Annotated in this window: 21 protein-coding genes; 13 read left to right on the forward strand and 8 right to left on the reverse strand. The window is 47.1% G+C overall.

Annotation, left to right across the window (positions count from 1 at the left end):
• The first annotated feature begins 50 nt into the window (after positions 1-50).
• Positions 51-734 (forward strand): YjjG family noncanonical pyrimidine nucleotidase, encoded by a 684-nt coding sequence (locus ASG81_RS27645; RefSeq protein WP_056642314.1) that lies wholly within the window; start codon positions 51-53, stop codon positions 732-734.
• A 540-nt stretch (positions 735-1,274) separates the two neighbouring features.
• Here the strand turns inward: ASG81_RS27645 and ASG81_RS27650 are convergent.
• A complete protein-coding gene (locus tag ASG81_RS27650; protein WP_056642317.1) occupies positions 1,275-2,465 on the reverse strand; it encodes an ROK family protein in 1,191 nt (396 codons plus the stop codon).
• 355 nt (positions 2,466-2,820) lie between these two features.
• Here ASG81_RS27650 and ASG81_RS27655 point away from each other — a divergent pair, with 355 nt between their 5' ends.
• Together ASG81_RS27655 and ASG81_RS27660 are read left to right on the forward strand one after the other, a co-directional pair.
• Positions 2,821-3,468 carry a GntR family transcriptional regulator gene (locus ASG81_RS27655; RefSeq protein ID WP_056642319.1) on the forward strand — a complete coding sequence of 216 codons (648 nt, stop codon included), beginning with the start codon at positions 2,821-2,823 and terminating at the stop codon, positions 3,466-3,468.
• Positions 3,469-3,513: 45 nt separating this feature from the next.
• The gene (locus tag ASG81_RS27660; RefSeq protein WP_056642323.1) at positions 3,514-4,683 is read left to right on the forward strand and encodes a helix-turn-helix domain-containing protein; all 1,170 of its coding nucleotides are present in this window, start codon (positions 3,514-3,516) and stop codon (positions 4,681-4,683) included.
• Positions 4,684-4,723: 40 nt separating this feature from the next.
• Here ASG81_RS27660 and ASG81_RS27665 read toward each other — a convergent pair whose 3' ends face one another.
• On the reverse strand, positions 4,724-5,629 hold the full coding sequence (locus ASG81_RS27665; protein WP_056642326.1) for an RraA family protein: 906 nt from the start codon (positions 5,627-5,629) through the stop codon (positions 4,724-4,726).
• A gap of 260 nt (positions 5,630-5,889) precedes the next feature.
• Here ASG81_RS27665 and ASG81_RS27670 point away from each other — a divergent pair, with 260 nt between their 5' ends.
• The 6 genes from ASG81_RS27670 (at position 5,890) to ASG81_RS27695 (ending at position 12,375) form a co-directional block, all read left to right on the forward strand.
• Positions 5,890-6,822, forward strand: a complete 933-nt coding sequence (locus ASG81_RS27670; RefSeq protein WP_056642550.1) for a carbohydrate ABC transporter permease — start codon at positions 5,890-5,892, stop codon at positions 6,820-6,822.
• Positions 6,819-7,649 (forward strand): carbohydrate ABC transporter permease, encoded by an 831-nt coding sequence (locus tag ASG81_RS27675; protein WP_056642329.1) that lies wholly within the window; start codon positions 6,819-6,821, stop codon positions 7,647-7,649. Before ASG81_RS27670 ends, ASG81_RS27675 begins: the two co-directional genes overlap by 4 nt.
• A 39-nt stretch (positions 7,650-7,688) precedes the next feature.
• Positions 7,689-9,038 carry an extracellular solute-binding protein gene (locus ASG81_RS27680; RefSeq protein WP_155972004.1) on the forward strand — a complete coding sequence of 450 codons (1,350 nt, stop codon included), beginning with the start codon at positions 7,689-7,691 and terminating at the stop codon, positions 9,036-9,038.
• A gap of 25 nt (positions 9,039-9,063) precedes the next feature.
• Positions 9,064-10,062 carry a mannonate dehydratase gene (locus ASG81_RS27685; protein ID WP_056642335.1) on the forward strand — a complete coding sequence of 333 codons (999 nt, stop codon included), beginning with the start codon at positions 9,064-9,066 and terminating at the stop codon, positions 10,060-10,062.
• Positions 10,063-10,356: 294 nt separating this feature from the next.
• Positions 10,357-11,001, forward strand: coding sequence for an ArsR/SmtB family transcription factor (locus ASG81_RS27690; RefSeq protein WP_056642339.1), 645 nt, complete (start codon positions 10,357-10,359; stop codon positions 10,999-11,001).
• Positions 11,002-11,046: 45 nt separating this feature from the next.
• Positions 11,047-12,375, forward strand: coding sequence for an MFS transporter (locus ASG81_RS27695; protein ID WP_056642342.1), 1,329 nt, complete (start codon positions 11,047-11,049; stop codon positions 12,373-12,375).
• 77 nt (positions 12,376-12,452) lie between these two features.
• Here ASG81_RS27695 and ASG81_RS27700 read toward each other — a convergent pair whose 3' ends face one another.
• The 3 genes from ASG81_RS27700 to ASG81_RS27710 are packed head-to-tail and all read right to left on the reverse strand — an operon-like array spanning position 12,453 to position 15,482.
• The gene (locus ASG81_RS27700; protein ID WP_056642346.1) at positions 12,453-13,841 is read right to left on the reverse strand and encodes a mandelate racemase/muconate lactonizing enzyme family protein; all 1,389 of its coding nucleotides are present in this window, start codon (positions 13,839-13,841) and stop codon (positions 12,453-12,455) included.
• Between the two features lie 54 nt (positions 13,842-13,895).
• Positions 13,896-14,681: an SDR family NAD(P)-dependent oxidoreductase gene (locus ASG81_RS27705; protein ID WP_056642350.1), complete on the reverse strand. Its 786-nt coding sequence runs from the start codon at positions 14,679-14,681 to the stop codon at positions 13,896-13,898.
• A gap of 21 nt (positions 14,682-14,702) precedes the next feature.
• Positions 14,703-15,482, reverse strand: coding sequence for an SDR family NAD(P)-dependent oxidoreductase (locus ASG81_RS27710; protein ID WP_056642352.1), 780 nt, complete (start codon positions 15,480-15,482; stop codon positions 14,703-14,705).
• Between the two features lie 314 nt (positions 15,483-15,796).
• Between ASG81_RS27710 and ASG81_RS27715 the strand changes: the two genes are divergently transcribed.
• The 3 genes from ASG81_RS27715 (at position 15,797) to ASG81_RS27725 (ending at position 18,763) form a co-directional block, all read left to right on the forward strand.
• On the forward strand, positions 15,797-16,804 hold the full coding sequence (locus ASG81_RS27715; protein WP_056642355.1) for an SDR family oxidoreductase: 1,008 nt from the start codon (positions 15,797-15,799) through the stop codon (positions 16,802-16,804).
• Positions 16,805-17,084: 280 nt separating this feature from the next.
• Positions 17,085-18,158, forward strand: coding sequence for a glucosaminidase domain-containing protein (locus ASG81_RS27720; RefSeq protein WP_056642358.1), 1,074 nt, complete (start codon positions 17,085-17,087; stop codon positions 18,156-18,158).
• Positions 18,159-18,235: 77 nt separating this feature from the next.
• Complete coding sequence (locus ASG81_RS27725) at positions 18,236-18,763, forward strand: hypothetical protein (RefSeq protein WP_056642361.1); 528 nt, start codon at positions 18,236-18,238, stop codon at positions 18,761-18,763.
• 84 nt (positions 18,764-18,847) lie between these two features.
• Here ASG81_RS27725 and ASG81_RS32420 read toward each other — a convergent pair whose 3' ends face one another.
• The 3 genes from ASG81_RS32420 to ASG81_RS27735 all read right to left on the reverse strand — a co-directional run bounded on the left by ASG81_RS32420 (position 18,848) and on the right by ASG81_RS27735 (position 20,992).
• On the reverse strand, positions 18,848-18,994 hold the full coding sequence (locus ASG81_RS32420; RefSeq protein WP_200961631.1) for a hypothetical protein: 147 nt from the start codon (positions 18,992-18,994) through the stop codon (positions 18,848-18,850).
• 82 nt (positions 18,995-19,076) lie between these two features.
• Complete coding sequence (gene trhO / locus ASG81_RS27730) at positions 19,077-19,967, reverse strand: oxygen-dependent tRNA uridine(34) hydroxylase TrhO (protein WP_056642366.1); 891 nt, start codon at positions 19,965-19,967, stop codon at positions 19,077-19,079.
• Positions 19,968-20,110: 143 nt separating this feature from the next.
• Complete coding sequence (locus tag ASG81_RS27735; RefSeq protein ID WP_235549060.1) at positions 20,111-20,992, reverse strand: LysR family transcriptional regulator; 882 nt, start codon at positions 20,990-20,992, stop codon at positions 20,111-20,113.
• Between the two features lie 116 nt (positions 20,993-21,108).
• Here ASG81_RS27735 and aroC point away from each other — a divergent pair, with 116 nt between their 5' ends.
• Positions 21,109-22,164, forward strand: coding sequence for a chorismate synthase (gene aroC, locus ASG81_RS27740; protein ID WP_056642368.1), 1,056 nt, complete (start codon positions 21,109-21,111; stop codon positions 22,162-22,164).
• The last annotated feature ends 13 nt before the right edge of the window (positions 22,165-22,177 follow it).

Here is a 22,177-nt window from a genome sequence, read left to right on the forward strand (position 1 = left end):
GTGGACTTTGCTTGTACTTTCGTAAGCGAGATCGACAGGAGGATATTTAAATGAAATACGAGGTTATTTTGTTTGATGCGGATGATACATTATTTGATTATTCACTGGCAGAGGCGCACGCTCTTAAAAGTGTGTTTCTGGAACACCAAATCGAGCTAATGCATTCTCATGTTGAGCTGTATCGCTTGGTGAATCAGCAGCTATGGAATGATTATGAGAAAGGGAAGGTTACTCTCGATTTTTTGCGTCATGAACGATTTAGAAGGTTATTCGCTGATATTCAGGTAGAGATGGATGCCGTTTATTTTAGCGAGCGATATGTTCAATATTTGGGGGAAGGCTCTTTTCTCATAGAAGGCGCGGATGCCCTTATTCAGCAGCTGCTAAAAAACGGTCACCGTGCAGCAATCATTACAAACGGGATTAAACAGACGCAGCAAAGCAGAATCGGAAGATCCAGCTTGGCGAATTCGTTTGAGCATATTATTATTTCCGAGGATACAGGCTATTCGAAGCCGCATACGGGCATATTTGATTACGCCTTTGAAAAGATGAACCTATCAGATAAGACTACGATGCTTATTGTCGGGGATTCATTAAGCTCTGATATTCAAGGCGGTATTAATTATGGCATCGATACATGCTGGTTTAATCCGAAGAAAATAACGAATGTGTCTGCGATTAGACCTACTTACGAAATCCAGCGTTTAGAAGAGCTTCTTCTCATTTCATAAAGATATTAAAAGAAAAAAAAGATCCGCTCCCATCGTCGTAAAGGTGGGGGCTATTTGACGCTCGCTTCCACGAAGTCTTCTGTTTTTTCTTCATCATCATCAATTCCTCCTCTATGAAATGCAATCCTTATTGCGACAAGTTTAAAGTAAATTATGGAACCATTTTTCATAAATAGGAGATATTTAAACGGTTTGAATTCTGTTGCTAACAAGAAAGTGCGAGTCGGGCAAAAAAATCCTAAACCGTTATAGGCTGTCCATTCATCGATTATTTGTTATATGCAAAAAGTTCTTATTGATGGAAAATACTCACTTGTAATAGGTACAAGACGCTATATCCCACGGGTAGAGAAGAACTTGTCCTATCACGCTCAATTATTTATTGAGATGTGGAAATAGTTGAATATGCAGGAACGGGCAGGCCGCTGCAGCGGCCTGCCCGTTTTGTTGCGAGGAAGGATAGAACAACGAATACGACTTATCGTTTATTAATGGACCGCATAATCGATCCTGACTTGCTTTCGTACGCTATGCAATCCGTCAATTAAGCTCCCATGCCTGCAGCAGCATAATAGCCGCGCCGGCGGTAACCGCATCCTCTGTCAGCTGTCCTTGCGTAAATTTTGGTTCATATTGCTGAGAATAATAAATATTGCTGCGGGCGACCTGAATGACCGTTTCATAAATGGACTTGTGCACATTAACGAGCGGACCGCCTAAAATAACAGCCTCGGGATGCAAAATGTTGATCAGATTGGCAATGCCAATGCCGAGGTATGCTGCCGTTTGCAAAAATTGCTCCGTTATGAAAGCATCCTTCTGTATAAAAGCTCTTTGCAAGGCTTCAAATTGAATTTGCTCCGGTGGTATGCCATTTAACGAGCTTGTTCTTCCCAGCTTCAGCTGCGAGCGGATCTTCTTCTCCAATGCGGGAATGGAAACAAACGCTTCAAGCGCGCCGTAGTTGCCCTCATCGCCGAGACGCGGACCGTCTGTCTGAATGATCATTTGCCCGAAGGAGCCTTCCATATCCACGGCACCCCTCACAATTTGGCCGCCTGACATCATCGAGGTCCGTAAGCCAACGCCGGCATGCACATAAAGCATATGCTTCACTTCTTCATTTCGCAGCGCCCAATGCTCGCCAATAATAGCTGTATTCGCTCCATTATCGAGCATAGCCGGCAGTCCGAGCCGCTCCTCCAGCCAGTCACAGATCGGTACATTGCTCCAGCCTTCTGCCGGAAAATAGCGGGGCTTCAGCATAATTCCTTCTTCGCCGCTCAGCGGACCGACTGCACCGATTCCAATTCCTATCACTTTCTCGCGTTCAATCTGACATTCACTCATCATGCGTTCTGCGAGCTGCGTTATTTTGGTTAGCAGCCTCTCCGGCGTCATTCGTTCATCCATCTTCCATCTCTCGAACGCTAGGGGCCTTAGGTTTAAATCGTATAGACCGATAGAGGAGGAGAACCGTGATATTTCCAAACCGAATACAGCGCGATGGGACGGATTTACACAATAAAGGATCGGCTTTCGACCGCCTGTAGACCGACCCAGCTCAGAAGCAAGAATTAAACCGTCATTCAGCAATTCCTCGAGCAATCTCGATAGGCTGGTGCTTGTTATCGTTAGCCGTTTCATTAAGGCAGCTTTGGACACTAAACCATTGCGGATAATAAAATCAAAAACTTGTTTTTTGATTGTCGGATTCTTCACGTTCATCATAAAATCTCCAATTGTCCAAGTAATTATATCGGATATAAACCAATCTCTATTATATGCTGTAGTTGGAAGCGTGACTAGATACTCGTAATAAATAAGTTGGACAGTTCAATACAACAAGAATATTACGATCTAAGGCACCTTACCGGTAAGCCAGCAAGTTTGTTAAAATTCGACAAAATATTCGGTTGTCTCGACGGGAATTAAGCTCTATAATAACGCTATGGAGCAAATTATCGATAATCTGAAACGGATAGGAGGTAAATAGCGCTCACTCTTTATAGGAATTTTAGCAACGCTTTCTTTTTTTGATCTGTATTATCGATAATCGATAATATGAAATGGAGATGTGAGTGCGATGAATGGTAACGTACCTATTTCACCTGTTAACTCGATAAGCGAGCATGTATATACCAATTTAAAGAAAGAAATTCTTGCAGGCGATTTGCAGCCGGGCGCGCGCTTACTCGTGCTTGAAATTGCAAAAAAGTTTAATATAAGCCAGGCGCCTGTTCGCGAAGCGCTGGAGAGACTGAAGTCAGCCGGTTATATTACAAGCATTCCGAACAAGGGTTCAGTCGTCTCCAACATTACGTCTAAGGAAATTAAAGATATTTTCGAGCTAAGGGAAATTATCGAGGGCTTTGCGGTCCGGCAATCGATGCAGCATTTAACCGAAAGTGATTTTAGTTATTTAGAAGGAATTACCCGGAAAATGCACCTTGCTCATGAGCAAATTGATATCTTGAACATATTGGAGCTGGACATGGAGTTCCATGGCTTCTTTTATAAACGCTGCGATAATCATATGATCCTCGAGATGTGGAATCGTATGCGGATCAAAGTGATGCGGTTTATGGCCATCTCCAATCGCCATTACACAACGGATGGGCTCGCTGATTGGCATCTCCGTCTCGTTGAAGTGCTGCGCTCCGGCGATGCGGACCTGGCGGAACAAACGTTCATCGAACATATGCACTCTTACAAAATGATTCATCTGAATTAATGTCATGCATCTCGTAAGTCATCCTTACAAAAGGGGAAATGGAGCATGCTGCAAGAGGGTTTATTGTTTAAAGAGGATGTCATCCTTACTTGGATGAGAGATCGTTTTTTGCGAAATTTGATGTCGGATAGCGGTGCCGTGAAGTCGGATTTAAAGGAAAGCCTGGCTCGGTTACAGCTAAATCCTTATTACACCTTTCCTGCATTGGCTTTGCTGGAGCCGACCGCTCATTTTGACGACGAGCATGAGAAAATCCTTTATCTGGAGCAAATGCGGGATTACATGCAGAAAAAAATATCAGATGGCAGCGTCGTATTCGTTGACGAGGAGGGCAGAGTCGGTCTGCTCTTCTCATGGGTGTCGAAGGCTTCGGTCGAAACGATTCAGGCTATGCTGAAAGAGCAGTTTCAGCAGCCGTTCAATATCGGAGTAGGGAAACCGTGCAGCCATCTGTACGATATCGTTCATTCCTACCGGCAGGCATCGCGCGCGCTGCAGTTTAAATTTTACCGTGGAACGGGCAAGATCATTTATTACAGCGAGCTTGGAAGGTATGAATCGCTGCAGCACTATCCTTCAGATAAGGAGAAGGAGCTGTTCGACGCTTATAAAGCAGCGGAGACGGCTGCCGAGATTGAAGATTGCGTTCTGCTTTTTTACGGCGAGATGCTTCGAAAGGGACCGCTCGATACGCAGAGCGTTTACGATTTGACGGTTAGGCTGCTTGTCGGAATCGAAAAGCGGGTGCTTGCGGAGGCAGATAATGTAAGCGCATACGAACGATTCGACGTCATGTCGATTGTGAAGCTGGAGACGCTGGAGGAAATCAAGCAATATGTCATTCACTTTCTGATCGGGCTTAAGGATGTGCTCTCGCACAGCCAGAAGGAAAGCCACCGCAGCATCATCAAAAAAACGATTCATCACATGGAGCAGGAATGCCAATTTGCCTCTCTGCAGAGTGTCGCTCAGAAGGTGTATATGACGCCGACCTATTTGAGCCTCTTATTCAAAATGAACACCGGAAAAAGATTTATCGAGCATTTAACCGATATTCGGATTGATAAAGCGAAGGACATTCTGAAGAGCACCCATTTCAAAAATTATGAGGTCGCGGAAAAGGTAGGGTATCAGGATCCGCGATATTTTAGCCAAATCTTTAAGAAGAAGGTTGGTTTGTCGCCTAGCGAATACAGGGAATCGATCGGTAAATAAACGCAAGCCTTTGCCGTCATTTGACGGCAAAGGCTCTTTTTTATAGACGAACATCGCTTTGAGGACCGTTTCGCTCCGTATTGCGCGCATTCTCCAGCTCGGCTTCCCACGTAAGATAACGGTATTCCTCCGCTGCGGCATCATTTTCGAACCAATTTAAGAAATCCGTCCAGAGCGCTACGTCCCAAGCCGCATCGATTTGTGCAGTCGAATATACGCTGTCGCGCAGTCGAACGAATCCGAACACATCGCGTACTTGCGATTTCTCCGCTTGAACGACGGTTAGCTCCGCCAGGTGAGGCGGGATGAAAATGACACCCGAGGGAGTACCGAGCACGACATCGCCGGGCATGCAAATGGCTTTACCTATGCGTGTCGGCACGTTCATCCCTACCATCGTTACATCCGCAATGGCTGTCGGGTCGCTGCCGCGATAGAACACATTGATGTTTTCGATTTCCACCACCTGCTGATTATCGCGAATACCGCCCCAGATAACCGCTCCGCCGCGCTTCGTGCGGGTGGAGATTGCCGTCGATAGATTTCCGCCTACATAGGTGCCGAGATGCACTTTATCGAACATGTCCACGACTGCGACATCATCCTCAACCAAAGCATCGATGACCCATTGATTGAAGAAGCCCTTGCGATCCTCCTGCTCGTGACCGTATTTGAGCAGAGTATCATGCAGATCCGGCCGCTTCGGCACCATCACGGCCGTTACGGCGCGTCCGACCATTACTTTATCCGGATGGATGATTTTGAAATCTCCTTCGAATTGAAAGGCATAGCCTCTGTTCCAAAGAGGGCCCCAGGCTTCCTCCAATGTAATTTTACGCATGCGTCGAAGAACATCCTCGGACACTTTAGGGCGGCCATTGGGAAATCGTTCTCCCTCCCAGTGCGGCGTGAGCTGAATCATATCTTCCGGATTATCAAATTTCATGTGAGCACCTCTTTCGTATTTGTGTTTTGCAGGCTGGCTTGACTCCGTTTCTAAGTCTATTGTTAGGGACATTCCCGTATTTGTCGATGCGACTTTCTTAAGGCGTTTTTATGGAAATCTATGAATTTTTCACACTATATAAAATCAAACAATTTCATAATTTCTTCCCCTTCAATCATGTAACCGCTTTCGTTTACAGTTAGAGAACATTATCCACGAAGGGGGAGGAGATTATTGAGGTGAAAGCGGAGACGGCGTCTATCACAGGATTGAAAAGCAAGCTGGCAAAACCTGCGTTAAAGCAAAAAGGGGCTAATCATTTAGCAGGTTATGTTTTTATATCACCATGGCTAATCGGTTTTTTACTTCTGACGCTTTGGCCAATCGCACAATCGTTTTATTTGTCTTTCACCGACTATTCATTATTAGAGGAACCGGTTTGGACGGGGGCGGACAACTATACGAAAATATTAACAAGCGATGCCACCTTCACGAAGTCGCTCAGCGTCACGTTTATGTTTGTCCTATTTTCCGTTCCGCTCAAGCTGTTTTTCTCGCTTATGGTTGCTTTGGCTCTGGTCAAAAGCATTCGGGGCATGAACATTTACCGGACGGCTATCTATTTTCCATCCTTGATCGGAGGGAGCATAGCGGTAGCGGCGCTTTGGCGCAATATGTTCGGAATCGACGGCTATATCAATCAGATGCTGGCCTGGTTCGGGATTGAGGGAGTAGGCTGGATCTCCAATCCGGATACGTCGCTGGGTACGCTGATTTTGCTCAATACGTGGCAATTCGGCTCTACGATGGTCATTTTTCTGGCAGGGTTAAAACAGGTGCCGCAGGAGCTTTATGAATCGGCATCCGTAGATGGAGCGGGCAAGGTGAGGAAGTTCATCAGCATTACGCTTCCTATGCTCTCGCCGGTCATGTTCTTTAATCTTGTGCTGGGAATTATCGGGTCATTCCAGACGTTCACGTCTGCCTTCATCATCACGAAGGGCGGACCGATTAATTCGACCTACATGTATGCGATGTTTCTATACGAGAAAGCGTTCAAGCATTATCAGATGGGCTATGCGTCCGCTCTTGCTTGGATATTGCTTTCGATCGTAGCCATTCTTACGGTCATTAATTTCATGGCTTCGAAATACTGGGTGTTTTACGAGTCGGATGGGGGGAAAACGAAATGAATTCGCTGCGTTCAAAGCTGACGAGCCATTTGTATTTGTCGCTTTTCTCCTTTCTGATGCTGTATCCGGTCATCTGGTGGACAGGAGCCTCCTTGAAAAAGACAGAGGAGCTCAGCCTGCCGACCATTTGGCCGTCAACGCCCATGTGGAGCAACTACTGGGATGGCTGGCACTTCTCAGCCGAATATACGTTTGCCCATTTTTTTGGCAACACGCTGCTTATGGAGCTGGGCAATGTCCTCGGCGGCGTTGCCACGGCAGCGATAGTCGCTTACGGATTTGGCAGATTGCACTTTAAGCTGCGCGGCTTCTGGTTCTCCATCCTGCTCCTGACGATGATGCTTCCCGGACAGGTGACGGTCGTCCCGCAGTACATATTGTTCAATAAGCTCGGGTTTGTCGATAGCTATGTACCGTTAGTGCTTCCGCATTTTTTTGGCGGAGGAGCCTTCTTTATCTTCTTGCTCGTGCAATTCATCCGCGGCATTCCGAAAGACCTCGATGAGGCTGCAACGATAGACGGTGCGAGCGTTTACGGTATCTTTTTACGCGTGATATTGCCTTTGCTGAAGCCTGCGCTTGTAACGGTTGCGATCTTCACATTCATCTGGAGCTGGGATGATTTCTTCGCTCAGGTGCTTTACTTAAGCTCCGTCGATAAATTTACTGTCGGTCTCGCGCTGCGTATGTTCATTGATCAATTCGACATTCAGTGGGGACAATTGCTTGCTATGTCTTTACTGTCGATCTTTCCTTCGGTCATTATCTTTTTCCTTGCACAGAAGCACTTTGTCGAAGGAATAGCTACTACAGGCTTAAAAGGGTAAAGGCATCACATTTTACTAATGTAAAGGGGATGTATGGGAATGAAAAATGGAGGGTCGAAGAGCTTCGGATTGCTAATGCTGGCTTTACTGCTTATGTTGACCGCATGCAGCGGAGGCGGAGGCGGCAATAACGGTAAGCAAACGAATGAAGAGGCTAACAACACAGCAAAGCCAGACAATAATGGCGGTAAGGAAGCGGTCGGCGGCACTACGCTGAGCATTATGTGGTGGGGGCCGGATGCCCGTCACGAGGCGACGAAGAAAGCGCTGGAGATTTATTCGCAGCAAAATGCGAACGTGACGTTTAAGCCGGAATTTATGGCATGGGATGCGTTCTGGCAAAAGCTTCCGACACTCGCCGCATCGAAATCGATTACGGACGTGCTGCAAATGGATGCCGCTTACATTCAAGAATATGTGTCACGCGGACAGCTGGAGGATCTCTCCGATATTGATCTAAGCGGCATCGTCGATCCGTCGGTCATTGAAAATTTGAAAATTGACGGAAAGCTTTACGGTATCCCGCTCAGCCAAAATGCGCAAGGGATCGCTTTCAACAAAACCGAGCTGGAGCAATACGGTATTCCGCTGCCGCATAAGGATTGGACTTACGATGAGTTTTTTGGATGGGCAAGGGATGCAAGAGCCAAGCTTCCGGAAGGAAAGTATCCAATCGGCGATACAACGACATGGGACAGCTTTAACTACTATCAGACGTCGATGGGCAAAGCTCCGGTTATGTCCGATGGCGGCAAAACGTTCACGCTCGACAAAGATTTGTTTATGACCTTCTATCAGACGTACGAGGATTTCCGTAAAGCGAAAATCGTACCTTCAGCTGAGAAAGCAGCCGCTTTCCTGGAAAATGACCCGCAGGCCGATCCTATGGCATCCGGTGTAGTGATGACAAGAGGCGCGACAACCGGCTCCGTCAGCGCATTAGAGCAGTTAATGCCTGGAAAAGTAGGCGTCGTGAATCTGCCTGTAGGACCAGCTGGCGGCGGCTGGGCGCAATCAACGATCTTTTTAAGCGTCAGCGCGAACTCCAAAAATAAAGAAGAAGCAAAAAAGTTCGTGAAATGGTTTATTACCGATAATGAAGCCGGTAAAGCGCTTGGCTTAACGCGCGGCATTCCGATTAATCCTGAAATTTATAGTGCGCTTGAGCCTACACTTGAAGCGAAGGATAAGCTGGGCAAGGAAATTTATGACCTGTCGCTGGACAAGGCTTTACCGTTCTACCCGCCGGCAGCAGGGTTCTCGGAATGGGTCGATACGTATAAGAAAGAGATGGAGGCTGTTACGTTCGGCCAGCAATCCATCGAAGACGCCTTTAACAAGATAGAAAAAATGGGCAAGGAGCTTGCAGCTAAAGCAGGCGGCCAATAAACGAATAAGAGAGAGGTGTACTTAAATGCAGCTTGCAGAATTTTTCTCGTCTCAACCAAACCGGCTTTGGCATTTGGCGAAGCAGCTCGATGTGAATTATGCAGTTGGAGGATTGCCTTGGGAGGAAAAGCAGGAGAAGCCATGGGATCCGATGCCGCTCATTCGTATGAAGCAGAGATATGCCGATTCCGGTCTGAAGCTGACGGTTATTGAATCGATGCCGCCTAGCAATGAGATTAAGCTTGGAACCGCCGGCCGGGATGCCGAAATAGAAGTGTTTCAACAGTTCATCAGAAATATGGGGGCAGCCGGCATTCCCGTTCTCTGCTATAACTTTATGGCACAGTTCAATTGGTTCAGGACATCTACGACAACGCGGGCGCGCGGCGGAGCACTTGTCTCCAGCTACGATCATAGCCTGATGCAGGATGCTCCGCTTACCGAAGCCGGGATCGTGAGCGAGGAGCAGCTATGGGAAAATCTCCAATACTTTATGGAGCGCATCGTTCCGGTAGCGGAGCAGGCGAGGGTGAAGCTGGCGCTTCATCCCGATGATCCTCCGATTACGCCGATAAGGGGCGTATCGCGAATTTTGACCAGCGCTGCCGCCTTACAGCGGGCCATCGATTTAGTTCCGAGCAAGTATAACGGCATTACGCTATGCCAAGGTACGCTGGCTACAGCTGGAGAAGACATTCCAAGCGTTATCCGGCATTTTGCCAAGCAGGATAAACTATTTTTCGTACATTTCCGCGACGTAAAAGGAACGCCGGAGAAGTTTGAGGAAACATTCCATGATAACGGAAAAACGAATATGCTCGAGGCGATGCACACGTATTACGAGGTAGGTTTCAACGGACCGGCCAGACCGGATCATGTGCCGACTATGGAAGGCGAGGACAACTCGAATCCAGGGTATGAGCTGCTGGGCCGTTTATACGGAATCGGGTATATTCGCGGTTTGATGGAAGCAGCCGCGGCTGCCCGGTCGGTGAATGGATCTAAGGTAAGTGCCGGCATTTAAGCAGCAGGTATGAAGGATTGCCCTATAAAGGTACGACCGAATTGCGGTCAACCCCATAATGTGTAGAAAAGAACCTTCATAACCACTTTAGAAGTGGATCTGAAGGTTCTTTTTTAGAGCAATTTCACCATTACGCAATTAGCTGGTTTTCCCGTCCAAGGCTGTCGGGGCATTTCAAATGGTTGTTTTTCATAATAAAGAGATTGACATTTTTATACAAGTGACTTTACAATATGATTATTCAAGTGATTTATTGAATAATTGAGGAGTGGGATTATAGTTACTATCGAAAGAATGTGGAAAGACCGCCTTTATCAGGAATTTGCGCGTATTGGAAAAAGCTTTTCCAGCCCTAAACGATTGGAACTCCTTGACTTATTGGCACAAGGTCCAAAATCTGTGGAGGCTTTATCTAGAAGCACTGGTATGAGTATTGCGAATGTATCGCAGCATTTACAAACGTTGTATGAAGCGAGATTGGTCCGTTTCACGAAAAAAGGCACTTTTGTTATTTATGAACTTGTAGATGCATCTGTGGCTGATTTTATGCTGTCCTTACACAGTTTGTGTGAAAAACAGTTAGTAGAGATTCAAAGAATTAAAACTGAAATATTACAACACCATGTCAGTATGGAACCCATTTCACTGGAAGGTTTCGTTAAGCGAATGGAGAAAGGCGAAGTCTTGTTGTTAGATGTAAGACCTAGAGAAGAATATGAAACAGATCATATTCCAGGTGCAATTTCAATTCCCATTGAAGAACTGGAACAGCATATATCTTCTTTACCAGCGAGTAAGGAAATTGTTGCATACTGCCGTGGACCATATTGTCTGATGTCGGCTCAAGCAGTAGAAATCTTGAACAGAGAAGGGCATAAAGCTTTTCGTTTGGAAGAGGGAGTACACGAATGGCGCCAGTATGCTGAGCAGCAACATTAATTATATCTAGGTACCAATTTTGCAATTGAAAGGTGGTTCTGAGCGATGTCGCATGCACCCCATGAGTTAGGAATAATTGAAAGTCAAACATCCAGATTTCGGAGTTACATTGATTCCCCGGAAATGCAGGCACGATTATATAAACGGACGTTGCTGATCGTCGTCATTTCACAAATTTTTGGCGGCGCAGGACTTGCAGCGGGAGTAACGGTCGGAGCGCTCCTCGCCCAGGATATATTAGGTACGGAAAGTTCTGCAGGTATTCCTGCCGCGTTATTCACCCTTGGCTCTGCCGTGGCCGCGCTGCTTATTGGGAGACTCTCTCAACGTTTCGGACGTCGTTCAGGACTCGCGACTGGATTCTTAACTGGAGGCATTGGCGCAATCGGGGTATTGATTGCAGCAATAGATCACAATATTCTACTTCTGTTTGCTTCGCTGCTAATCTATGGTGCAGGCACCGCTTCAAACTTGCAAACACGCTATGCAGGAACAGACTTAGCAAAACCTGCACAGCGTGCAAAAGCAGTCAGTATTGCAATGGTTTCAACTACCTTCGGTGCCGTTTCAGGTCCAAACTTAGTTGATGTAATGGGCCGATTCGCTATGTCAATCGGTATCCCAGCCTTAGCTGGTCCTTTCATTTTAGCTGCCGCTGCCTACATACTTGCCGGGCTGGTCCTTTTAGCTTTTCTTCGTCCAGATCCATTCGTCGTTGCGAAAGTAATCACCGAAGCACAGAATTCGGATCAGAGCGGCCCCTCAAACATGAATTCGAATATACTTGCAATCAACAGCCGGGGGATCATTGTTGGTGCTACCGTAATGATCTTAACCCAAATCGTTATGGTCGCAATTATGACAATGACTCCAATACACATGAAGCACCACGGACATAGTTTGGGTGAGGTAGGATTAGTAATCGGTATCCATATCGGCGCGATGTATCTCCCATCCCTCATAACAGGTGTTCTCGTTGACAAGGTCGGACGCACTGCTATGTCGTGTGCCTCTGGTGCCGTTCTGCTTGCCGCTGGTATTTTTGCTGCTGTTGCGCCTGCCGATTCCATGCTGGGCCTCATCATCGCTCTCGCACTGCTAGGAATTGGCTGGAACTTTGGCATAATTAGTGGCACAGCTCTCATCGTTGATGCAACTCAACCAGCCACTCGAGCAAAAATACAAGGAACTATTGATGTCTTGATTGCTTTGGCTGGGGCATCTGGTGGAGTACTTTCTGGCATACTTGTAGCAAACTCTAGTTACGCAACACTTTCATTTATCGGGGGCACCCTTTCACTGCTGTTGATACCAGTCATTATCTGGTACCGAAACAATCGCAAAATGGAGAGATCCAAAAATATGCCATTTTAATACAGGTAAGCATAACGCAAAAAAGCGAAACGCAGGTTCACGTTCCGCTCTTGGACTACTTATGCTATGCCGAACGGTCAGCTCCAAAGCCGATCGTTGGAGTGGTAATGATTCCAGTTATCTGTCGACTCCCACAGGCCTGGAATTTGCGGATGAAGATGCTGAGCCAGCACCTCATCATTCAGATCGTCGATGCCAAGTCCGGGTGCATCGGTCATGTGGATAAAGCCATTCTGAACGAGCTTCTTCGGAAGCTTGCCGCTAATGATGATATCATCCCACCAGGGAACTTCGCACGAGTGATACTCAAGCGCCATGAAATTCTCCGTAGCTGCGGCGACATGGGCGGCTGCGAGGCAAGCGATCGGGCTTTCCGCCATATGAATCGCCATGGCAACACCGTATTCCTGCGCCATATCACCGATTTTTTTCGTTTCCAATATACCGCCGGTCGTCAGCACATCAGGATGGATAACGGATACACCGCCAGCCTGTAGTAGAGGGCGGAAGTTTTCCTTCAAATAAATATCCTCGCCCGTGCAAATCGGGGTGGCGACCGCACGCGACAGCTTGGCGTATTGCTCCGTGTACTGCCATGGCAGCATATCCTCCATCCAGGCAAGATTGAATTTATCGACGCGTCGTCCAAGCTTAATGCAATCCTCAAGGCCGATATGGCCAAAATGATCAACTGCAAGCGGTACCTCATAACCGATAACCGCACGCACATCCGCAACGTATTGCTCAAGCATATCCAGCCCTTTTTCAGTTACATGAATCGCGGTGAAAGGATGAGGGATGTTGTAAATATCATAATGTTGGTTACGAATATCGCGAATATCGTCCTCTGTTAACGTACCGGTATTCGCACGATAACGGTTTTTCGATTTGCTGCGCATTTCCTCCAAAAAACCGAGCGGGGCGCTTAACGTGCCGGGCTCGTTAATAATTTGACCAATGCCGAGATCCATCTTCAGAAAGGTGAAGCCTTCCTCCATACGCTTCTTAAGCGCTACACCCATGGCCGTGCCCGTATCCTTGCCGACTACTTCGGTATCGCAGTACATCCGGATTTTTTCACGGAACTTGCCGCCCAGCATTTGATAGATAGGAACACCATAAGCTTTTCCCGCCAAATCCCATAATGCGATTTCGAGCCCGCTGACACCGCCGCCTTGACGGGCATGGCCGCCAAACTGCTTGATGCGGCGAAAAAGTTTGTCGATATTGCAAGGATTTTCGCCTAACAGCCGACCTTTAAGCATTTGGGCATACACCTTATCCGCGCCGTCACGCACCTCGCCAAATCCGACCAGCCCTTGGTTGGTGTACACCTTAATTAGACTGCTATGAAACGGACCGCCAACAATATCGGTAAACCGAATATCGGTAATGCGAAGCGTAGACGGGCTGGAAAAAGTGCTGACATGGGCAATCGTTTCTTCGTAGGATTGGCTGTTGGACATGGAATATCACTCCTTGATTTTTATTATTTAGCGTTATTATTCAACCGGTCCGGATTAAAGCAGCATGCTGCCGCCGTCAAGCCTAATAGAAGAGCCCGTCATGAACTCGCTCTCATCCGATGCGATATAACAAACGAGCTGCGCTACATCGAGTGGGCGGCCGACTCTGCCAAGCGGGAATTTATCGCGAATTGAGCGGGTCGTTTTTTTGTGCTTCTCGAGATCTTCTGCGGTCATAATCGGCCTGGATTCCCTGGCGCTCTGTTTGCCGACATCCACAGCGCCGGGCTCGATCGTATTAACGGTAATGCCATATTGGGCGAGCTCGATTGCGCTTTCCCTGCCGAGCATGCGGATGCCGCCCTTGGTCATGGCGTAGACGACGTCGAAGTCGGTAGGCCGCTTACTATGAACCGATGACATATTAATGATGCGGCCGGATTGTTTCTGCTTCATGTAAGGGACTACGGCCTGCATGCATTGCCAATAGCCCTTCACGTTGATGCTCATCATGCGATCGAATGAGGACTCGACATAGTCGAAGAAATCATAGTTGAGCTGCAGGGCGGCATTATTAACGAGGATGTCAATGCCTCCGAAGTGATCCGCGACTTTTCCGATCATCTGATCAATTTCCCGCTTATGCGCGACATTAGCCTGTACGATCATGGTGTCACCGCCGAAGTCATCAATTTGCTGCTTCGTATGAAGCGCACCGGCATCGCTTTGATTGTAATGAACCGCGACTAGGACCCCGCGGCGCGCGAGCTCAATAGCTACACCCTTGCCAATACCTGTTCCGGCGCCGGTCACTAAAGCGATTTTGCCTGCAATACTCATGCTACACCTCCATACCGGCGGTTAACGTCGTTTCATCTTGAAATTCATATAGTGCAGCAGAAAACCCCCGTCAAGCCTAATATCTGATCCGTTTATGTAGCGCGCTTCGTCTGATGTCAGAAATAAGATAAGCTCGGCAAGATCATCATAGCTGCCTAAAACAGCGTTTGGAACCTTGCATTCGTACTCGTTATATAGTGTGGAGATCGAACTTTGAAATAGCTCATCGTCGCCTTCCAGCGGACCTAATTCGATCGTATTTACACTGACACCGAATCGGCCCAGCACGAGAGCAGCTTCCTTCGAGAGCATTTTGACCGCGCCTTTGGAGAGGCTGTACGTGAAGGCGGAGCCTGTCGGCTTCTCGGCATGAATGGAGGAGACGTAGATGATTTTTCCGGCTTGCTTCTCCCGCATCTGTTTGCCGACCGCCTGCGTACAAATAAAAGCGGATTTCGCATTCACATTTAAGCTTTGCAAAAAAAGCTCTTCTTCGCCGTGTTCGACCGTGCTTGGGTAGACAGCTTTATTATTATGTATGAGCACATCTACCTTGCCTAGCTGCTGCTCCGCAAATTGAAGCATGTCTGCAACCTCGGCGCTTTTACAAAGGTCAATATTGACAACGATCGCTTGTAAGCCTGCCTCATGGATAAGCGCTAATTCCCGAGTGAGCTTTGCGCCTTCTGAATAACTGTTCAAAATAAAATGAGCGCCTTTTTGAGACAAACGACTTATGACAGCTTTGCCGCTGCTGCTATCCGAATCCGTAATAAAGACAATCTTTTTTTGCAGATTCATAGATCCCCTCCATAAAAGCAGACATGTGTTGATGAAAGCCCTTGCAGCTAATTTTAGTAAGTTTGACCCTCGCATGGCGATGCCGTAAAGTTATGATTTTGTTTGTTTTTTTTCAAACCGTCCATTTGCCTCAGAAGTATATCATTTTCAAATATTAAAAGATTTGCGCATATGGTACTATTAATTGTGCGAAGCGGTCATCAAGGCGCGAGCGCTATTAAATCCGGCAAGAAAGCAAGCCTGCTGAAACGTCACACCATAAGCCAGCTATTTAGATCGTAACGGATTCCATTGACAAAGAGGAGCGATTGACGATGAAGGTATTGTTTATTGGTGGAACTGGTTTGATAAGCGAAGCTGTGTCCAGGCTTGCAATAGCAAGAGGAATTGAGCTCTATCTATTTAACAGAGGGAAGCGGGACGGCTTCGTACCTGACGGCGCTAAGGTAATAACCGGCGATATCCGCGATGCTCATGCTGCGGCTGCGGCGCTCCAGGGACATGTTTTCGACGTTGTTGTCGATTGGATTGCTTTTACGCCAGAGCATGTCAGCGTTGACATCGAGCTGTTTCGCGGACGCACGAAGCAATACATATTTATAAGCTCGGCCTCCGCTTACCAGAAGCCGCCAAAGCACTATATGATAACGGAGGAAGCAACGCCGCTTGAAAATCGCTACTGGCAATACTCGCGCGATAAGATTGCATGCGAGCAGCTGCTGCTAGAGAAGCAGGCAGAAGCGGAGTTTCCTGTCACCATTGTTAGACCGTCGTTTACATACGGAGACACGATGATCCCGGCGGCACTAAACAGCTGGCCTCATCCTTGGTCACTAATCGCTAGAATGCGAGAGGGACGTCCTGTTATTGTCCATGGAGACGGTTCATCACTCTGGACGATGACCCACAATACCGATTTCGCCAAAGGCTTTGTCGGGTTGCTCGGACGAGAGGAAGCGATTGGGCAAGCTTATCATATTACCTCGGATGAAGTATTAACCTGGAATCAAATTTATGAAGCGATAGGTGAGGCAGCCGGCGTAGAGCCGAAGCTCGTACATATTTCAACCGATTTTCTCGTATCGCATGACCCAGATCTCGAGGGCGGCCTGCTGGGCGATAAATCGGTTACGAGTGTGTTTGATAACAGCAAGATCAAGAGCTTGGTTCCCGAATTTGAAGCAACCCTATCGTTTGCGGAAGGCATTAAACGTACGGTCGCTTGGTTTGAAGCGCATCCTGAGCGCTGCAGCGTGGACGAGGCTTGGAACGAGCAGATGGATTCGATTATCGCTGCCCATGCTGCCGGTTTAAAAAAATAAATGGTTAATCACAAAAAAGCTCTTATTCTCTAAGGAATAAGAGCTTTTTTGTGTCTAAATATGCACTCCGCAGGCGTGACTATAACCATGAGGATTTAGTTTAAAATTTTCTCATAATTAGCTTTTTCACGGAAATCCGTATAAAACCTCGTCTTTTGGAGGAGACAGCGACATATACTCATCACAGACCGTCCACTTATTATTCTTACTTATGAATTTAATCCATCTAACTTATATCGTAACAGGTATACTTCATTAACTTAAAAGGAGAGATATCTACATGCGAAAAAAGTTAAATCAGCATTTATTCGTTTATTTACTTATTTTATCCCTAGTTATTACATTAGGGATGTATGTGAAGCCTTTAAATAACGCCGCGGAAGCCGATTTGTCTGAGGCGCCGCAGAAGCTGGCGGTTGAAGCCACAAGCGCGATAACGACTGCCGCTCCCGGCAGCGATCCAATCGTATCCACCGTCCATTTAGCGATCCCCTCATCCACCTCTAATCCAACAACTGCCAGTACGCCGGATATCCCGATCGAACAACCCCCGAGCACCCTTCCAAAGAAGCAAATCCAAGCTGAAAAAGAACAGGCTATCGACGAAAAGCCTGATACATACGAGGTTACTGCGTTTTACCTTAACGTACGTACAAAACCGAGCGCGCAGTCGGATATTATAAAGGTCGTAAAGCAAGGTACGCGGTTAAAGGTAACGGCAAAAACCGATAATGGCTGGCTCGAGCTGCAAGGCGAAGGCTTCGTTCATGGAGGCTATGCCGAAAAAATAAAAGGGGAAGTATCCGTGTTATCCTTCTCAGCTGCAAGCAATCGTGTGCCCGCAATCGAAATTAATGATGCCGGCGCAGAGAGAGAGCGGCAATCCGAAAGGATAGAAGAGCCAGAAGTGGAAGAGCTTAACCAGCCGACTTCGATCGTTGAGTCTGATTCTGGCCTGACCGAAGCGCATATCGCAAAAATATTCGAAGGCACCGCGCTATCCGGCCACAATTTGGAACAAGCTATCCTAGAGATCGAGGAGGAGTACGGCATTAACGCTTATTTTACGATCGCCGTCATGAAGCTGGAGAGCGGCAACGGCAAAAGCTGGTTGGCCAAAAAGAAAAATAATTTATTCGGCCTGAATGCGATAGATGGCAATAAATATAATAAAGCCTTCAGCTTTAAAACGAAGGGAGACAGCGTTCGGAAATTTGGAAAGCTGCTTTCTAGGAATTATGTCAACAAAGGGCTGACCACAATTGAGAAGGTAGCCCGAAAATATTGCCCCGCCAATTCGAGATGGTCGAGCTTAGTTAAAAATATTATGAAAAGAGATTACAATAAGCTTTAACTTGGCATTTTCGCAGCAAGTATGTTATTTTCATCTCCTAAGTAACTTTTGTAAAGAATACATAGGAGGTCACCAGCATGATGGAAACCGTTCAAAAGATGCCGTTCGGCTATGAACCGCCAAAGGATGAACGAAAGGGTACGATCGTTTATTATGATTCATTCGAGCATACGACGGAACGGGAGCTTGATCTAGCGGCTTACATTGCCAAAGAACGGTTATTTCTTAAGCTTGTTCTCTATCCGCTGCATGAGCAAAGCGTAAAACGGATGACGAGGGAAGAGGTTAGTCCGTTCTATAAGCGGGAAGACCGGCTGCATGAATGGAAGCGTGATCGCAAAGAGGAGAATGTCGTCGTTGAGCGGCTCGAAGTCAAACGGAAAAAGTATACGCCAATCGATTCTGCGCTGCGGCATTTGGCGGAAACCTATCCTAAACCGCTATTTTTGCTCATGACCGGGGAGATGGCTAATTTATTCGCGTCGTTCTCCTCATTCGAGGAATGGATTGTGAAAATTAGATTATTGCTGACGGAGGAGCCGGCAAAGCTGCATCCGCGGCTTATACAATACCGTCATCGGTGGGAGCCTGTTATCAATAAATGATGTCAAAGCAACAGAAGCGAAAAGAGCTGCCCGTGAGAGAACCTCAAGGACAGCTCTTTGCCGTTTTATCAGTGCTGCTGCAAGCTAGCCCGTAGAAGGGCTGTTTGGCACATGGCCTTTTTGATTGCGATTATCGTCTGTTGAAGCTGCCACGGCATTCTCCGCATCCTTAGAGCTTGCTTCAAATGCCTGATTTTTGCTTGCAATCGACTTATTTTTGTTGCGAGCCATCGTATTACCTCCACAAGCTTGATTGCCTTAAACAATGAGGCAAGTATAGGTTATCCAAGTTTTATTGAATTAATCTTCCGTATTACACCACGACATGCTCTTCGCATTCAGTCGAGCAGAAGCCCTGCTTCGTCTCTTCGCATTCTGTACATACGATATGCTGACGATGGCAGGAATCATCCGCACAGTTGATGTAAGTATCCGCCGGCTGCTCGCAGTGGTAGCATTTACCGACAACGACCGCTTCATCCGTCTGATTAATCTCAACAGATGTTCTCTCATCGAATACGTAGCATTTTCCGTCAAACAGTCTGCCTTGCACATCCTCGTCTTTGCCGTAGGTTACAATTCCGCCCTCTAATTGATAAACGTCACTGAAGCCCTCGCTAAGCATTACACCGGTCAGCTTCTCGCAGCGAATGCCGCCCGTGCAGTACGTGAGGATCGGCTTGTCTTTGAAATCGGCCATATTCTCCCGGAGCCACTCCGGAAATTCCTTGAACGTCTCCAGATCAGGTCTGATCGCATTGCGGAAATGCCCAAGATCGTATTCGTAGTCGCTTCTTCCGTCAAGCACAATGACATCTTCTCTTTGCAAATATTCATGAAACTCTTTAGGGGAGAGATGCGTGCCGCTTAGCGTATTCGGATCCAGCGGCTTATCGTAACGCAGTGTTACAAGCTCTTTTTTGTAGCGGACGAATATTTTTTTGAAAGCATGCTTATCGGTCTCATCGATTTTGAACACGATGTCCGAGAATAACGGATTGGCACGCAAGTGCGCCATGTATTGCTCGGTTTGCTCGATTGTGCCGGAGAGCGTACCGTTAATGCCTTCATCGGCAATCAGAATACGGCCCTTCACGTTTAATTCCTTACAATATGCAAGATGCTCGGCAGCGAATTGCTCCGCATCGGGTACAGCTATAAATTTATAATACAATAAAACTCGAAAATGATTAGCATCGCTCATCGTAGTTTTTCCTTTCCGGTAAACAAATAAAAGCATACTATATTATAGTTGACCGAAAAGATTTTTTCAACAGATAACAAAATCTTTCACGCTATAAGGTAAGTCCGAATCGCTTCAGCTCAATAAAGACAGGGAGGCTGTTTCTATGATCCGAGCAGCTCAGTAAAGCGCTTTGCAATGATCGGTAAGGAGCCTTCCTTTCTTATTGCAAATCCGACGGAGCGTGCAGGAACCGGTTTATGGGTATGCAATTGAAATAAATTCCCTTCTTCGAGCTCTTGTTCGATGAAGGATTTCGTAACAAAAGCAGCGCCATAGCCGCGTCCGGCCAGCTCAATCAGCATATCCATACTGCTAAGCTCCATGTCGGCTTCAATTGAAGTGCCTTGAGAAGAAAACCAGCTCTCGACAAACTGTCTGGTACTGCTTCCTTCGGAGAGCAGCAGCAGTGGAATTTGCGATAACTCCTGCGAGGTTAAAGGTGCGCCGGCCAAATGCCGAAACGCCTCTCCCACAACAAAGCAGTCCTCTATATCAGTCAGATGCGAAACGGTAAGCTCTTCATCCGAAAAAGGCAAATGGACAAGTCCAACGTCGATTATTCCCGATTTTAAGCGCGTGCGAATATCGGATGTTTTTCCTTGCGAGAGACGTATGCGTACAGTCGGATGCTCCATATGGAACGTATCGAGGAGCGGAAGCAGCAGATGCTTGATAATGGGACCGCTAGCTCCAATCCGCAGCTCACCGGCCGTTAAATTTTTGAGAGATAACAATTTGATTTCGCCTGCATGCAGAATAGAGAAGGATTTCTCCACGTAATGAAGCAGTTCCATGCCCTCGGGAGTAAGCTTCACGCCTTTGGAAAGCCGATCAAACAGCTTCACCTCAAGCTGTGCTTCCAGCTGTTTGATGGCGTAGCTGACCGAAGGCTGAGTAATATGCAGCTCCTGTGCCGCTTTCGTCAAATTACCTAATTTGGCCGTATGCAAAAATATGCGGTACCACTCCATATTCATCAGCATGATATAGATCCTCTCTATGACAATGTTCCGATATTTGAATTTCATTAATTTCATTATAGAAATTATAATGGATCTATAACGGATGCGTCAAAGCATAGACTCGGGAGGAACGGACAATGGCAGGAAATACTTATGGAAATTGCTTTAAAATTACAACCTTCGGTGAATCTCACGGTGAGGCGGTTGGGGTCATTGTAGATGGCATAACGCCCGGTATCGAGCTGGATGAGCAATATATTCAGACGCAGATGGATCGAAGGAAGCCGGGGCAATCCTCCGTTACTTCGCCCCGCAAGGAATATGATGTCATTCGCATACTTTCCGGCATGTTTGAGGGGAAGACGACAGGGACACCGCTTTTTATTATGCTTCACAATACGGATATGAAACCCGAAGCCTATACCGATATCCAGCACTCCTTCCGGCTGGGACATGCCGATTTCACGTACTTGAAAAAATATGGCATTCGCGATCACCGCGGCAGCGGAAGGGCATCGGGAAGAGAAACGGCAGGCCGTGTAGCGGGTGGGGCAGTTGCGCGAAAGCTGTTAGAAAATAGAGGAGTAAGCGTTGTAGCTTATACGAAGGAAATTGGTGGCATCAAATGCGAAACCTATCTCGAGGATGAGATTGAAAAAAATGCGGTTAGAGCTTGCGACCCGGAAGCTGCCCTTCGCATGATCGAGAAGATCGAGCATTTAGCATCCGTGGGGGATAGCTGCGGCGGAATTGTAGAATGCAGAATAAGAGGCGTACTGCCCGGCATTGGCGAGCCCGTATTTGATAAGCTGGATGCTGAGCTGGCTAAGGCGATGCTGTCGATCGGCGCCGTTAAAGGGATCGAATTCGGTGCAGGATTTGCGGCAGCCGAAATGCTAGGCAGCGAGCATAACGACGAGATGAGCAAGAGCGGTTTCTTAAGCAACAACGCGGGTGGAATCGTTGGCGGCATAAGCACGGGCGAGGAGATTGTATTTCGGGTGGCGGTTAAGCCGACCTCTTCGATTTCTTTGCCGCAGCATACGATAGATATCCATGGACAGGAAAAAATGATTGCGACGATCGGCCGGCATGATCCTTGCATTTGTCCTCGCATTATTCCTGTCGTAGAAGCTATGGCTTGTATCGTGGTTGAGGATCTTATTAAGCGGCAGGCGGCTATGTACGAATAATCTAAGCTTCACG

The sequence above is a fragment of the Paenibacillus sp. Soil522 genome, from assembly GCF_001428245.1.
Taxonomy (GTDB): domain Bacteria; phylum Bacillota; class Bacilli; order Paenibacillales; family Paenibacillaceae; genus Pristimantibacillus.

Coding starts and splice junctions, on each gene's coding strand:
- ASG81_RS27645 (WP_056642314.1), top strand. CDS start 51: ATGAAATACGAGGTTATTTTGTTTGATGCGGATGATACATTATTTGAT.
- ASG81_RS27650 (WP_056642317.1), bottom strand. CDS start 2,465: ATGATGAACGTGAAGAATCCGACAATCAAAAAACAAGTTTTTGATTTT.
- ASG81_RS27655 (WP_056642319.1), top strand. CDS start 2,821: ATGAATGGTAACGTACCTATTTCACCTGTTAACTCGATAAGCGAGCAT.
- ASG81_RS27660 (WP_056642323.1), top strand. CDS start 3,514: ATGCTGCAAGAGGGTTTATTGTTTAAAGAGGATGTCATCCTTACTTGG.
- ASG81_RS27665 (WP_056642326.1), bottom strand. CDS start 5,629: ATGAAATTTGATAATCCGGAAGATATGATTCAGCTCACGCCGCACTGG.
- ASG81_RS27675 (WP_056642329.1), top strand. CDS start 6,819: ATGAATTCGCTGCGTTCAAAGCTGACGAGCCATTTGTATTTGTCGCTT.
- ASG81_RS27680 (WP_155972004.1), top strand. CDS start 7,689: ATGAAAAATGGAGGGTCGAAGAGCTTCGGATTGCTAATGCTGGCTTTA.
- ASG81_RS27685 (WP_056642335.1), top strand. CDS start 9,064: ATGCAGCTTGCAGAATTTTTCTCGTCTCAACCAAACCGGCTTTGGCAT.
- ASG81_RS27690 (WP_056642339.1), top strand. CDS start 10,357: ATGTGGAAAGACCGCCTTTATCAGGAATTTGCGCGTATTGGAAAAAGC.
- ASG81_RS27695 (WP_056642342.1), top strand. CDS start 11,047: ATGTCGCATGCACCCCATGAGTTAGGAATAATTGAAAGTCAAACATCC.
- ASG81_RS27700 (WP_056642346.1), bottom strand. CDS start 13,841: ATGTCCAACAGCCAATCCTACGAAGAAACGATTGCCCATGTCAGCACT.
- ASG81_RS27705 (WP_056642350.1), bottom strand. CDS start 14,681: ATGAGTATTGCAGGCAAAATCGCTTTAGTGACCGGCGCCGGAACAGGT.
- ASG81_RS27710 (WP_056642352.1), bottom strand. CDS start 15,482: ATGAATCTGCAAAAAAAGATTGTCTTTATTACGGATTCGGATAGCAGC.
- ASG81_RS27715 (WP_056642355.1), top strand. CDS start 15,797: ATGAAGGTATTGTTTATTGGTGGAACTGGTTTGATAAGCGAAGCTGTG.
- ASG81_RS27720 (WP_056642358.1), top strand. CDS start 17,085: ATGCGAAAAAAGTTAAATCAGCATTTATTCGTTTATTTACTTATTTTA.
- ASG81_RS27725 (WP_056642361.1), top strand. CDS start 18,236: ATGATGGAAACCGTTCAAAAGATGCCGTTCGGCTATGAACCGCCAAAG.
- ASG81_RS32420 (WP_200961631.1), bottom strand. CDS start 18,994: ATGGCTCGCAACAAAAATAAGTCGATTGCAAGCAAAAATCAGGCATTT.
- trhO (WP_056642366.1), bottom strand. CDS start 19,967: ATGAGCGATGCTAATCATTTTCGAGTTTTATTGTATTATAAATTTATA.
- ASG81_RS27735 (WP_235549060.1), bottom strand. CDS start 20,992: ATGCTGATGAATATGGAGTGGTACCGCATATTTTTGCATACGGCCAAA.
- aroC (WP_056642368.1), top strand. CDS start 21,109: ATGGCAGGAAATACTTATGGAAATTGCTTTAAAATTACAACCTTCGGT.